Below are 13,226 nucleotides of genomic sequence, written 5' to 3'. Positions count from 1 at the left end.
GGCGCCGCAGCGCCTTCGGAGACACACCATGAGGCTCGCGCTGGGCGTCAGCTACAGCGGCAACGGCTACCAGGGCTGGCAAAGCCAGAGTTCGGGCCAGACCATCCAGGACAAGCTCGAAGCCGCGCTGGCGCGCTTTGCCACGCACCCCGTGTCCACGCTGTGCGCCGGCCGCACCGACGCCGGGGTGCACGGCCTCATGCAGGTGGTGCATTTCGACACGCCGCTGGAGCGCACGCCACAGTCGTGGGTGCGTGGCACGAACGCCTTTCTGCCCGCCGACATTGCGGTGCAATGGGCGCAGGCCGTGCCCGGCGCGTTCCATGCGCGGGCCAGCGCCACCGCGCGGCGCTATGCCTACGTGCTGCTGCAGTCGCCCGTGCGCCCCAGCGTCGATGCCGGGCGTGTGGGCTGGGTGTTCCGGCCGCTCGACGGCGATGCCATGCGCGCTGCGGCCGCCCACCTGCTGGGCGAGCACGACTTCAGCTCGTTTCGCGCCGCCGCCTGCCAGTCGCCGACGCCCGTCAAGACCCTGCACCGCATCGACATCACGCGCCGCGGCTCCGCGCATCCGCAGACCGGCGACGCCGGGACCGCGTGCTACTGGCGCTTTGAATTCGAGGCCAACGCCTTTCTGCACCACATGATCCGCAACCTCATGGGCTGCCTGATCGCCGTGGGCCAGGGCGCGCAGCCCGCGGACTGGGTGCGCGAGGTGCTGGCGGCACGCTCGCGCAAGGTGGCCGCGCCCACGTTCTCGCCCGACGGCCTGTACTTTCTCGGACCGGTCTACGACCCCGCGTGGGGCCTGCCCACACGCACCCCTGCGTATGATTGGCTGCCATGAGCAGCCACCGATCCAGCCTTATCTCCCCCCCTTCCGCACACTCTCTCCCAGCGCGCACCCGCATCAAAGTCTGCGGTCTGACGCGCGAACAGGACGTGGACGCCGCCGTGGCGGCGGGCGTCGATGCCGTGGGGTTTGTGCTCTACGCCCCCAGCCCGCGCGCCGTCACGCCCCAGCGCGCGGCGCAGCTGGCCGCGCGCCTGCCGCCGTTTGTCACGCCGGTGCTGCTGTTCGTCAACGAGTCCGCTTCCAATGTGATAGCTGCGAGCGCTTATGTGGCGGGCGCCACACTGCAATTTCATGGTGATGAGACACCCGAGCAATGCTGGGCGGCCAGCGGTCAGGGCGCCCGGGCCTTCGTGCGCGCCGCGCGCATTCCCCTGGGGGCCGAGGGTGCGCGCTTCGACCTCGTAGAATATGCCCATGTTCACTCTCGCGCCCAAGCCATCCTGCTCGACGCCCACGTCGAAGGCTATGGCGGCGGCGGCCAGTCCTTTCAGTGGTCACTGCTACCTCCAAGCGTCGCCTGTCACCTCGTTTTAAGTGGTGGGCTCACGCCTGCAAACGTGACCGATGGCATTTTGCAGGTGCGCCCGCGTTGCAAGACGCTGGCAGTTGATATCAGCTCCGGCGTCGAGCTTGACGGCCCTGGTGGCCAACCCATCAAGGGCGTCAAGGACGCCGACAAGATTTATCGCTTCGTCGCCGCCGTGCGTGCGGCCGATGCCCAACTTGCGAACACCCCCCATGGCTTCTTACCAACAACCTGACTCCTCGGGCCACTTCGGCCGCTACGGCGGCAGCTTTGCCAGCGAGACCCTCACCTTTGCCCTGCAGGAGCTGCGCGACGCCTATGCGCGCTACCAGCACGATCCCGACTTTGTCGCCGAGTTCGCATACGAGCTCGCGCATTTCGTCGGCCGGCCCTCGCCCATCTACCACGCTGCGCGCACCAGCCGCGAGATCGGCGGCGCGCAAATCTACCTCAAGCGCGAAGACCTCAACCACACCGGCGCGCACAAGATCAACAACGTAATCGGCCAGGCCATGCTCGCCAAGCGCATGCGCAAGCCGCGCATCATTGCCGAGACCGGCGCCGGCCAGCATGGCGTGGCCACGGCCACGATCTGCGCGCGCTACGGCCTCGAGTGCGTGGTCTACATGGGCGCGGAAGACGTCAAGCGCCAAAGCCCCAACGTCTACCGCATGAAGCTGCTGGGCGCCACCGTGGTGCCGGTCGAGTCGGGCAGCAAGACGCTCAAAGACGCGCTCAACGAGGCCATGCGCGACTGGGTGGCCAACGTCGACAACACCTTCTACATCATCGGCACCGTGGCCGGCCCGCACCCCTACCCCATGATGGTGCGCGACTTCCAGAGCGTGATCGGCACCGAGTGCCTCACGCAGATGCCCCCCATGCTGGCCGAGCAGAAGATCGCTGCCGAGCAACCCGACGTGGTGGTCGCCTGCGTGGGCGGCGGCAGCAACGCCATGGGCATCTTCCACCCCTACATTCCGTTTGAAAACGTCCGCCTGATCGGTGTCGAAGCCGCTGGCGAAGGCCTCGATACGCCCAAGCACTCGGCTTCGCTGCAAAAGGGCAGCCCCGGCGTGCTGCACGGCAACCGGACCTTCATCCTGCAGGACGACAACGGGCAGATCACAGAGACGCACAGCATCAGCGCCGGCCTGGACTATCCCGGCGTCGGCCCCGAACACGCCTGGCTGCAAGAGATCGGCCGGGCCGAATACGTCGGCATCACCGACCAGGAGGCTCTGGCGGCCTTCCACCACCTGTGCCGCACCGAGGGCATCATCCCCGCGCTCGAGTCGAGCCACGCCTTTGCCTACGCGATGCAGCTGGCCAAGACCCTGCGGCCCGACCAATCCATCCTGGTCAACCTCTCGGGCCGCGGCGACAAGGACATCGGCACGGTGGCCGACCTCTCGGGCGAAGATTTTTACGACCGCCCCTCCCTGCGCGGCCTGTCCGTGAAGGGTGGAGACAGCAAACCATGAGCCGCATCCAGACCACTTTCGAACAACTCAAGGCGCAGGGCCGCACGGCGCTGATCCCCTACGTCACGGCCGGTTTCCCGTTTGCCGACATCACGCCGGCCCTCATGCACGGCATGGTCGAGGCCGGGGCCGACATCATCGAGCTCGGCGTGCCGTTCTCCGATCCCATGGCCGACGGCCCGGTGATCCAGAAGGCGGGCGAGAAGGCGCTGGCCCTTGGCATCGGCATGGTGCAGGTGCTGGCGCAGGTCGCCGAGTTCCGCAAGCGCAACCAGACCACGCCCGTGGTGCTGATGGGCTACGCCAACCCGGTCGAGCGCTACGACCAGGTCCATGGCGAGGGCGCATTTGTGCGCGACGCTGCAGCCGCGGGCGTGGACGGCGTGCTCATCGTCGACTACCCGCCCGAGGAATGCGAAGCCTTTGCCGCCGAGCTGCGCGCCCACGGCATGGACCTGATCTTCCTGCTGGCGCCCACCTCCACGCCCGAGCGCATGGCGCAGGTGGCGCGCGTGGCCAGCGGCTACGTCTACTACGTCTCGCTCAAGGGCGTGACCGGCTCGGCCGCGCTCGACACCTCGGCCGTCGAAGAGATGCTGCCGCGCATCCGCGCGCACGTGCACATCCCCGTCGGCGTCGGCTTTGGCATCCGCGACGCTGCCACCGCCCAGGCCGTGGGCCGCGTGGCCGACGCCGTGGTCATCGGCAGCCGCATCATCCAGCTGCTCGACGACCAGCCCCACGAAAAGGTCGTGCCGCTGGCCGTGAGCTTCTTGCGCGGTGTGCGCAAGGCACTCGACGCATAATCCTGCGCTGGCGCCCACCCCTGTGCGCGCCAGCGCCGTTGAAGAGGAAACCCCATGTCCTGGCTTGAAAAACTCCTGCCCTCCAAAATCCAGCCCACCGACCCGACGGTGCGCCGCCAGATGCCCGAAGGCCTCTGGGTCAAATGCCCGAGTTGCGACAGCGTGCTCTACAAGGCCGACCTGGAGCACAACCAGTGCGTCTGCCCCACCTGCAGCCACCACCACCGCATCGGCGCGCGCATGCGGCTCGACGCGTTCCTGGACCCCGAAGGCCGCTACGAACTGGGCCAGGAAGTGCTGCCGGTCGATGCCCTCAAGTTCAAGGACAGCCGCAAGTACCCCGAACGCCTGAAAGAAGCGCTGGAGAACACCGGCGAGACCGACGCCCTCATCGTCTTCGGCGGTGCGGTCAAAAGCATCAACGTGGTCGTCGCCTGCTTCGAGTTCGATTTCATGGGCGGCAGCATGGGCTCGGTGGTCGGCGAGCGCTTTGTGCGCGGCGTCGAAACCGCGATTGAGCAGAAGGTGCCCTTCATCTGCTTCACCGCCACGGGCGGCGCGCGCATGCAGGAGGGCCTGCTCTCGCTCATGCAGATGGCCAAGACCAACGCCGCGCTGACGCGCCTGGCGAAAAAGGGCCTGCCCTACATCAGCGTGCTGACCGACCCGACCATGGGCGGCGTGAGCGCCGGCTTCGCCTTCGTCGGCGACATCGTCATTGCCGAGCCCAAGGCGCTGATCGGCTTTGCCGGCCCGCGCGTGATCGAATCGACCGTGCGCGTGACGCTGCCAGAAGGCTTCCAGCGTGCCGAGTTCCTGCAGACCAAGGGCGCCGTCGACTTCATCTGCGACCGCCGTGAACTGCGCAACACCATCGCGCAAAGCCTGGCCATGCTGCAGCGCCTGCCGGCCGACGCCGTGGCCTGACGCCCGGGCAGCGTGCGCGGCCAGGTACGCTGCACCGCACTATTGAATCGATAGCTGCCAACGCTTGCCTAGTAAGCGCTGAGGCCTTATTTGGCGTAAATCGACGCCCTGCTGCGTTCAGGGCAACAGCAGCGCCACCTGCCACTGCGCCAGCACCATCATGGCGATCTGCAGCAGCACCAGCAGCACCAGCGGCGACAGGTCGATCCCGCCCAGCGTCGGCAGCACCCGGCGCACCGGCCGCAGCAGCGGCTCGCACAAGCGCGCAATGACGTCGGCGATGGGCGAGCGCGCCTGCACCCAGGACATCACGGCATAGACGATCAGCAGCCCGATGGTGCCGGTGATGGCCACGCGCACCAGGCCCAGCAGCGCCAGCCAGGGCAGCCACGCCCACCCGGCGCCCGCGCCGAGGACCAACCACAGCAGCACATACTGCGCCAGCTCCACCAGCCCCGCAGCAACCAGGCTGGCCCAGTCCCAGCGCCCCTTGGCAGGCAGCAGCCGGCGCAGCGGCAGCACCATCCAGTCGCTGAGCGCAAACACCAGCCGGCCGACCGGGTTGCCGAAGCCGATGCGTTGCCACTGCATATAGATGCGCAGCAGGCAGGCGCCGCACAGCAGGCCAGCGGCCACATCGAGCAAAAACGAAACAATTTGGTAGAGCATGGGCAGGTCGGGGTTGGGGTCGGCAATGCGACATGGGATGATAGCCAACCCACTGCCTGGGCCAACGCACCGGAATGCACCGCAGGGCCATTCCGGTGCAACGCAGGGTGCTCCGCGGTGCCGAGCGCGGGCGCGGCAGTGCGGGGAATGCAACCGGGCCACGCCACCATGACGCAACACCTCACGCTGACTTCGCTGCCGCTGTTCCCGCTCAGCGCCGTCCTGTTCCCGGGCGGCGTGCTCGCGCTGCGCGTGTTCGAGGTGCGCTACCTCGACATGGTGCGCAAATGCCAGCAGGCCGGCGCGCCCTTTGGCGTGGTCGCCCTGCACAGCGGCCACGAAGTGCGCCGCGCCGGCGCCCCCCTGGAGCAATTCCACGATGTGGGCACCCTGGCCCGCATCGAGCGCCTCGAGGCGCCCCAGCACGGCCTGCTCACGCTGCAGTGCCACGGCGGCACGCGCTTTCACATCCTGCAGCGCACGCTGCTGCCGCACGGGCTGTGGGTGGCCGACGTGGAACAGATGGCGGACGATCTGTCCGTGCCGATCCCCGAAGACCTGGCGCCGACCGCAAAGGCCCTCGCGCACGTGCTGGCCACCCTGCGCCAACGCGACCCGGGCGCGCCCTCCGCCATCGCGCCGACGCCAGCGCAGCTGGGCGACAGCGGCTGGGTGGCCAACCGCTGGTGCGAACTGCTGCCCGTGCCCCTGGAGCTCAAGCAGCAACTGATGGAGCTGGACAACCCGCTGGTGCGCCTGGAGCTGGTGGGCGATGTGCTCGAACGCACCGGGATTGCGCCGCCATAAACCGGCAGCCCCGCACCCCGGATGCCATACACCATAAAATCAACGGTTCGGCTGCATGCAGCCCCCATCTTTACGTCCCGCATCGACGGCCTCTATGTCTGACCTGAATCCCGCACCCGCCCCCCAAGACGAAAACCAGCTCATCGCCGAACGCCGCGACAAATTGCGCGCGCTGCGCGAGTCCCTCCAGGGCGGCACGGGCGTGGCCTTTCCGAACGACTTCAAGCCCCGGCACCAGGCGGCCGACATCCATGCGCAGCACGGCGACACGGACACCGAGACGCTGGAAGCGCAGCCGGTGCCGATCAGCGTGGCCGGCCGCATGATGCTCAAGCGCGTGATGGGCAAGGCCAGCTTCGCCACCGTGCAGGACGGCTCCTTTGGCGCCACGGGTGGGCGCATCCAGCTCTACATCACGCGCGACGCGGTGGGCGAGGAGCTTTATGCCGCCTTCAAGCACTGGGACCTGGGCGACATCGTCGGCGCCGAAGGCACGGCGTTCAAGACCAAGACCGGCGAGCTCTCGGTCAAGGTGACGCAGTTGCGCCTGCTCACCAAGAGCCTGCGCCCCATGCCCGACAAGTTCCACGGCATCGCCGACCAGGAGGTGAAATACCGCCAGCGCTACATCGACCTGATGACCGACGAGGCCGCGCGCAAGCGCTTCGTGGCGCGCAGCAAGGCCGTGAGCAGCATCCGCGACTTCATGGTGCAGCACGGCTTCCTGGAGGTCGAGACGCCCATGCTGCACCCAATTCCGGGCGGCGCCAACGCCAAGCCCTTCACCACGCACCACAACGCGCTCGACCAGGAGATGTTCCTGCGCATCGCGCCCGAGCTGTACCTCAAGCGCCTGCTGGTGGGCGGCTTCGAACGCGTGTTCGAGATCAACCGCAACTTCCGCAACGAAGGCATCTCGGTGCGCCACAACCCCGAGTTCACGATGATGGAGTTCTATGCAGCCTACTGGAACTACCAGGACCTCATGGGCTTTACCGAGGAATTGGTGCGCGACGCGGCCCTCAAGGCCACGGGCTCGCTGCAGCTCTCCTACCAGGGCCGCGCGGTCGACCTGGGCCAGCCGTTTGCGCGCCTGACGATTCGCGAAGCCATCTTCCAGTACACCGAGGCCGGCGCGCACGTGGACGACGCCGTCTGGCTCATCGGCGCGCTCAAGAAACTGGGCCTGTCGGAGGCCCGGAACAAGCTGTCCGAGCGCAGCCTGGCGAGCCTGCAGGTGCTGTATTTCGAGGAAACCGTCGAAGACCAGCTCTGGCAGCCGACCTTCATCATGGAGCACCCGACCGAGATCAGCCCGCTCGCGCGTGCCAACGATGCCCGCCCCGAAGTCACCGAGCGCTTTGAGCTCTACATCACCGGCCGCGAGTTCGGCAACGGCTTCAGCGAACTGAACGACGCCGAGGACCAGGCGGCCCGCTTTACCGCCCAGGTCACGGCCAAGGACAGCGGCGACGACGAGGCCATGTATTTCGACCACGACTTCGTGCGCGCGCTCGAATATGGCATGCCGCCGGCCGGCGGCTGCGGGATCGGCATCGACCGCCTGATGATGCTGCTGACCGACAGCGCCAGCATCCGTGACGTGATCCTCTTCCCGGCGCTGCGCCGCGAAGCGTGACACCAAGCGCCATGGCCGCACCGCCTGCCCTGCCCGCCGCCCCATCCCCCGCCCAGGCCCCCACGGGCCCGTTCACGGTACTGGTGGTCGAAGACCAGGCCGCGGTGCGTGCCGCGCTGGTCGGCGAGCTGCGCCATGCCGGTGTCTCGGAGGTGCTCGAAGCCGCCAGCGGCGACGCGGCCCTGCAACTGTTCAAGCTGCGCCGCCCCGACCTGGTGCTGCTGGACATCAAGCTGCCCGGCCACGACGGCTACTGGGTGGCGCAGCAGATGCGCATTGCCGAGCCCGGCGACTGGACCCCCATCATCTTTCTCTCGAGCCTGGACGGCGACCTGGACGTGTGGCGCGGCATCGAGGCCGGCGGCGACGACTACCTCGTCAAGCCCGTCACGCCGATCGTGCTCGTGGCCAAGCTGCGCGCCATGCGCCGCTTGCTGGACATGCGCCGGCGCCTGGTGTCGCTGACCGAAGAGTTGCACCAGGCCAACCAGCGCCTCAACGAAATGGTCGAAGCCGACGCCCTCACGGGGCTCGTGAACCGGCGCGGCTTCGACCGCATCCTGCACAGCGAAATCCTCGCGGCGCGGCGCGACGGCACGCCGCTGACGCTGATGCTCTGCGACCTCGACCACTTCAAGCTCTACAACGACGCCAGCGGCCACGTCCAGGGCGACACCTGCCTGCGGGAAGTGGGCCGCCTGCTGCGCGAAGTGTGCGTGCGCCCGCGCGACGTGGCCTCGCGCTATGGCGGCGAGGAATTCGCGCTGATCCTGCCCAACACGCCGCGCTCGGGCGCGATGACGTTTGCGCGCGCGCTCGGCCAGCTGCTGCGCGTGCGCGCCATCGCCCACCCCGACTCGCCGCTGGGCGCCGTGCTGACGCTGTCGGGCGGCATCACCACCTGCCTGCCCGATGACAACACCAGCGCCGAGAGCATGATCATGCGCGCCGACCAGGCGCTGTATGCCGCCAAGGCCCAAGGGCGCGACCGTTTCTTCAGCTTCGAGATGCAGATGGACACGGTCGAGCAGCGGATGGCCTGATGCACGGCGCCTTCTCTTTTGCGGGCGCTGCGGCGCCCGGTTTTCTTTCGGGACCGACCATGCAACGCTCTCTCAAGCTCTACCTGCCCGAATGGGCCCAGGACTGGCTCGACATCATCGTTCCGGGCCTGCAGATCCTGCTGATCCTGCTCACGGCCCTGCTGCTGCAGCACCTGCTGCGCCGCCTCGTGTCGCGCGCGAGCCAGCACTACGCGCTGCCGCACGAGCTGCTCGTGCCCATCAAGGCCCTGCTGCGCTGGACCATCATGGTCAGCGCGCTGCTTTTGGTGCTCGAGCGCCTGGGCATGTCCGCCACCGTGCTGTGGACCGCCTTCACGGGGTTTGCCACCGTGGCGGCGGTCGCCTTCTTTGCCGCCTGGAGCGTGCTGTCCAACCTGTTTTGCGCCTTCCTGATCTTCACCGTCGGGCCGTTTCGCGTAGGCGACACCATCGAGCTGCTCGACACCGCCGACAAGCCCGGCGCGCGCGGGCGCGTGGTGGACATCAACCTGCTCTACACCACGCTCGAAGACAGCCTGGGCGAGGGCACGGGCACCTTGCTGCAGATCCCCAACGCGCTGATCTTCCAGCGCGTGGTGCGGCGCTGGAAGGTGGGCACGCAAGTGCCTGCCGCACCACCGCCGCCCGCTCTGTAGGCGTGCGTTCCCGCTGCCCGTGCCAAGCCAGACATGGCCAGCCCCGCGCGCCATGCTCCTTCCGAGCCTTCGGCAGCCATCTCACAGCAGCGCGCAGAGCGTTGAGCCGGAGCGGAACTCACACTGCTGTCCTGCGCAGCGCAGGGCCGGCCCTGCGCGCCTCGCCATGGCTGCGCAGCCAGTACCGGTGCAACACTGCAGGGGCATGCAGCAGGTAGTCGTATTCATTGCGCCCCAGACGCAGCAGAGCCATGCACATGTGCATGTAACCGTAACGCAGGAATTCATCTGCAAATCCGGCCTCGCCGGCGAGCTGGCGGGCTTCGGCCAACAGCGCGCCAGACGTCTTTCTCTTTGCCTTTGCCGTGGCCTCGTCCCACTGATAACCCAGCCCTGGCGGCAGCGGGAGGGGGCAAGGCACATGGTCCGGATAGGCCTGCCACGCAATCTCGAGCACGCCTGGCGGAAAGCACCGCAGCCAGTCCAGATAAAAGGAGTGGCGCAAGAACGGATCAATTTTTTCACGCACGATGGCGCTGAGAAACTCGCTGTCGAAAAATGGCACCTCCAACTCGGTGCGCGTCATGTCCAGGTTTTCAAAATGGCTGGTCAGGTGCCGATGCTGCTGGTTCAGCACGAGAAACAGATGAAAAACCCGGCCCTTGTCGGCGGGGTGCACCGATCGGAGTTCAGACAGCATGCCGCTGCGCGACAGGTCCGCCAAGGTTTTGGCAATGCGCGGCTTGAGGAGCTTGGCCGACAGGCCCCAGCGGTTGTACGCCATAAACTTGTCAACGGCGCCGTCCAGATCATCCGCGCGGGTGGCCGCAACGATGTCTGCATTCAGGTGAACGTGGCCCAAGCACTCACCCCCGCCATCGCCAGACCAGATGACGCGCGGCCGCTCGGGTTGGTGCGCCAGATACGCCGCGGAGTTCAGCCAGTCGCGCACCGTGGCATTGCTGTGGCGGTCGCCATCGAGCAACGCTTGCACCGGCCTGGACGTGTGGTGCGTGCCCAGGCGCTCGGCCGCAAGTTGGCCCAGCACCTGGTCCTGGCTGTCCGGCAGGCTGAAATTCACTGTGCACACCTCGGCGCCGCCCGCCTGCAGTGCGGCCACGACGGCACGCGAATCCAGGCCACCGCTCAGGTGCGCAGCCACTGCTTTTTGGTCGCCCAGGCGAATCTGGACTGCCTCCTGGAAGTGCCGGTAAATGCGCTGGGCCACAGGAGCCTCAGATGGCTGCGCCACAGGGAGTTCATCCCAGCGCCAATATTGCACTCGCTGCAGTGCTCCAGCCCCATCGGCGCTCACCACTTCGCCGGCAAGCAGGCAAAAGATACCCTGATAAGGCGTGCGATCTGCCAGCGCAGCGCCGTAGCAGGCGATCTCCGCGGCGCCTTGCAGGTGCAGGGATCTGCGAAAAAAAGACACCGCTTCCAGGATGCGAAGCGCGGTGGCAAACAAGATGAAATCTGGCAGCACCCAGCAATAAATTGGCCGCACGCCCAGCTTGTCGGTGACCAGGTGCAGTTTATGGGTGGATTTTTCGTAGGCAACGGCGCAGAAGGTTCCCCGGCACGAACGCAAGCTGTGGTGCCGATTGAGCACCAGGTCATGGGCGACTGCTGCCAGACCTTCGGAGCGTAACGCTGGCAATGCGCCAGCGTGACTTTGCAGCAAAGGGTCTCCCGCCACGAAAGCCGCCATTTCGGGGCTGCCATACTCGCCTGCAGCGTTCAAGGCGCCTATATCCACCTTGACCATGAAGACCTTGTCATCTTTGAATTCTCGCAACCGTCCCAAATCGTCGGGGTGGCGCGATACCGATGCACGCAGCTCCTCCATGAGCTGCGCTGGAATGCTCCCATCGGACTGGCGTGCGAGAACTCCGGCAAAAATTGACATGGCATTTATGAAGTGGTTTTCACGAAATAATGGCAACTGCTTCAAAAGCAGCACTTCTGTCGGGCTGCGCTTGGTGTTATTGATAACAATTAAACACCAAATGACATTTGAGGGGGCGGCTGCAAATCACGTTGAGGCGGATGTCTGACAAATACCTCATGCAGAGTAGTTGCCGCGCAAGAGCGTGCTCACGAGCTTGGATATTGAACCAACAGTCGCTGGGTGAAACAGTAAAAATACCCCTGCGACAGCAAACGCGCGAAGTTCAAAGAGATCGGGACGCTGCTGCAGGGTGCGCGCAACAGAACCAAAGCCAGGACGGTAGGGCTGTATGAGGTTTGGGGTTTGGTGCGCTGTGCGGTATCTGCTCAAGAGCAACTGCCAGCGGCGGATGCTGCCCGGGGAGTTCCCAAAGTGGCGGACAGTGCTCTTGCACTTTGCCACATGGAGTGCGCCCGTCACGTACTGGAGCAGGCCAAAATCAGGCTGGCGTGGCTCGGACCAGACAGGGCCGCAACGCCTGCACGACGCACATGCAAACTGCGCATCGCGGTGCAAGGCCGCATGCCATTGCGGTGACGACGGTCAACGTGGCGGACCGCAAAGGAGTGCCGCAGGCGATGAATAGGAGCAAAGCCAAACTAAACCGGGTGCAAAAATGGCCAGGCGCAGCGAACTGCATACCTTTGCCTGGCTGGAGAAGTGCAGGCGTCTGTGGAAGAGCTGCGAACGCAAGCTCAACACCAGCCTGCAGCCTATCCCCCTTGCGCTCCTGGCGGCCCTGCTCCTTCGAAGATCGTGAACAGCTTCTAAGGCAGCATCTCCAGCGCCTGCTGGTAGGCCGGCTGGAACATCAGGTCGTCCCAGGCCTGCGGCAGGGTTTGCGGCAGCAGCGCCACGCGGCGCGCCTCGCTGTCGGCGCTGGGCTGCCACAGGCCTTGGCGGTGCTGCTGCGCCAGCCCGTCGAGCAATTCATCGACGGCGGCGCCGTCGCCCAGGCACTGGTTGCACAACAGCACCAGGTCGCAGCCGGCCTGCAGGGCGACCACGGCGGCCTCGGTGTAGCCCACCAGTTTTCCGTCGATGCGGCGCGCGCCCTCCATGCTGAGGTCGTCGCTGAAGATGGCGCCGTCAAAACCCAGCTGCGTGCGCAGGATGTCTTGCAGCCATTTGCGCGAAAAACCCGCCGGGCGGCGGTCCACCTTGGGGTAGATCACGTGCGCGGGCATGACGCTGGTGAGCGTACTGCGCAGCCACGGATACGGCGCGGCGTCATCCTGCAGGATGGCCTTGAGGCTGCGCGGGTCGACCGGCACCTCGGTGTGCGAATCGGCCTGGACGAAGCCATGGCCGGGAAAGTGCTTGCCACAGTTAGCCATGCCGGCCTGCAGCAGGCCGTGCATCAGGCCTTTGGCCAGCAAGGTGACCACGCGCGGGTCGCGGTGGAAGGCGCGGTCGCCGATGACCGCGCTCTCGCCCCAGTCGAGGTCGAGCACGGGCGTGAAGCTGAAATCCACGCCGCAGGCGCGCAGCTCGCTGCCCAGCACATAGCCTGCCGCCGTGGCGGCGTTGGTGGCGCGCATCGCGCCGCTGCCCGGGCCACCCTTGCCGTCCTTCATCCACATCTTGCCGAGCGCGCGCATGGGCGGCAGGTGGGTGAAGCCGTCCGAGCGAAAGCGCTGCACGCGCCCGCCCTCGTGGTCGACGCAGACCAGCAGGTCGGCGCGCACGGCCTTGATGGCGCTGGTCAGTTCGAGCAGCTGGGCACGGGTTTCCCAGTTGCGCGCGAACAGGATCACGCCGCCGGTCAGCGGGTGGGCGAGGCGTCGGCGGTCGGCGGCGCTGAGCGCGGTGCCGGCAATGTCGAGAACGATGGGAGCGTGTTCGGTCATGGTGTTCACGGT

12 protein-coding genes and 1 pseudogene are annotated in these 13,226 nt (G+C 66.6%); 10 read left to right on the top strand and 3 right to left on the bottom strand.

Translation table 11 applies throughout. From position 1 onward, the window contains the following. The first annotated feature begins 28 nt into the window (after window positions 1-28). From truA to accD, 5 genes are read left to right on the top strand one after another with little or no spacing between them, the layout of a single operon-like run. The gene (gene truA, locus B2J86_RS06135; RefSeq protein WP_169169048.1) at window positions 29-847 is read left to right on the top strand and encodes a tRNA pseudouridine(38-40) synthase TruA; all 819 of its coding nucleotides are present in this window, start codon (window positions 29-31) and stop codon (window positions 845-847) included. After that, window positions 844-1,617, top strand: a complete 774-nt coding sequence (locus tag B2J86_RS06130) for a phosphoribosylanthranilate isomerase (RefSeq protein ID WP_169169047.1) — start codon at window positions 844-846, stop codon at window positions 1,615-1,617. Before truA ends, B2J86_RS06130 begins: the two co-directional genes overlap by 4 nt. Then, a complete protein-coding gene (trpB, locus tag B2J86_RS06125; protein ID WP_173024970.1) occupies window positions 1,595-2,866 on the top strand; it encodes a tryptophan synthase subunit beta in 1,272 nt (423 codons plus the stop codon). The genes B2J86_RS06130 and trpB overlap by 23 nt, the downstream gene beginning before the upstream one ends. Continuing rightward, window positions 2,863-3,672 (top strand): tryptophan synthase subunit alpha, encoded by an 810-nt coding sequence (trpA, locus tag B2J86_RS06120; protein WP_173024969.1) that lies wholly within the window; start codon window positions 2,863-2,865, stop codon window positions 3,670-3,672. Before trpB ends, trpA begins: the two co-directional genes overlap by 4 nt. A 54-nt stretch (window positions 3,673-3,726) precedes the next feature. Beyond that, on the top strand, window positions 3,727-4,599 hold the full coding sequence (accD, locus tag B2J86_RS06115) for an acetyl-CoA carboxylase, carboxyltransferase subunit beta (protein ID WP_169633309.1): 873 nt from the start codon (window positions 3,727-3,729) through the stop codon (window positions 4,597-4,599). 117 nt (window positions 4,600-4,716) lie between these two features. Here accD and B2J86_RS06110 read toward each other — a convergent pair whose 3' ends face one another. Further along, window positions 4,717-5,268 carry a YggT family protein gene (locus tag B2J86_RS06110; protein WP_169169043.1) on the bottom strand — a complete coding sequence of 184 codons (552 nt, stop codon included), beginning with the start codon at window positions 5,266-5,268 and terminating at the stop codon, window positions 4,717-4,719. Window positions 5,269-5,436: 168 nt separating this feature from the next. Between B2J86_RS06110 and B2J86_RS06105 the strand changes: the two genes are divergently transcribed. The 4 genes from B2J86_RS06105 (at window position 5,437) to B2J86_RS06090 (ending at window position 9,413) form a co-directional block, all read left to right on the top strand. After that, window positions 5,437-6,075, top strand: a complete 639-nt coding sequence (locus tag B2J86_RS06105; RefSeq protein WP_169169042.1) for an LON peptidase substrate-binding domain-containing protein — start codon at window positions 5,437-5,439, stop codon at window positions 6,073-6,075. A 94-nt stretch (window positions 6,076-6,169) separates the two neighbouring features. After that, on the top strand, window positions 6,170-7,714 hold the full coding sequence (lysS, locus tag B2J86_RS06100) for a lysine--tRNA ligase (RefSeq protein WP_173024968.1): 1,545 nt from the start codon (window positions 6,170-6,172) through the stop codon (window positions 7,712-7,714). Window positions 7,715-7,725: 11 nt separating this feature from the next. Further along, window positions 7,726-8,757 (top strand): diguanylate cyclase domain-containing protein, encoded by a 1,032-nt coding sequence (locus tag B2J86_RS06095; RefSeq protein ID WP_169633306.1) that lies wholly within the window; start codon window positions 7,726-7,728, stop codon window positions 8,755-8,757. 59 nt (window positions 8,758-8,816) lie between these two features. Further along, window positions 8,817-9,413 (top strand): mechanosensitive ion channel family protein, encoded by a 597-nt coding sequence (locus B2J86_RS06090; RefSeq protein ID WP_173024967.1) that lies wholly within the window; start codon window positions 8,817-8,819, stop codon window positions 9,411-9,413. A 118-nt stretch (window positions 9,414-9,531) separates the two neighbouring features. Here B2J86_RS06090 and B2J86_RS06085 read toward each other — a convergent pair whose 3' ends face one another. Next, window positions 9,532-11,367, bottom strand: coding sequence for an asparagine synthase-related protein (locus tag B2J86_RS06085; protein ID WP_173024966.1), 1,836 nt, complete (start codon window positions 11,365-11,367; stop codon window positions 9,532-9,534). A 228-nt stretch (window positions 11,368-11,595) separates the two neighbouring features. On the opposite strand from B2J86_RS06085, the pseudogene B2J86_RS18365 reads away from it, so the two are divergent. Next, a pseudogene (locus B2J86_RS18365) lies at window positions 11,596-12,124 on the top strand (hypothetical protein). 7 nt (window positions 12,125-12,131) lie between these two features. On the opposite strand, the gene nagZ reads toward B2J86_RS18365, so the two are convergent. Further along, window positions 12,132-13,214, bottom strand: coding sequence for a beta-N-acetylhexosaminidase (nagZ, locus tag B2J86_RS06075; protein ID WP_173024965.1), 1,083 nt, complete (start codon window positions 13,212-13,214; stop codon window positions 12,132-12,134). Window positions 13,215-13,226: the final 12 nt, after the last annotated feature.

Origin of the sequence: Acidovorax sp. SRB_14 (genome assembly GCF_012932145.1) — a bacterium.
In the GTDB taxonomy this organism is placed as follows: domain Bacteria; phylum Pseudomonadota; class Gammaproteobacteria; order Burkholderiales; family Burkholderiaceae_C; genus Simplicispira.
This window is presented reverse-complemented; position numbering and strand designations above follow the sequence as displayed.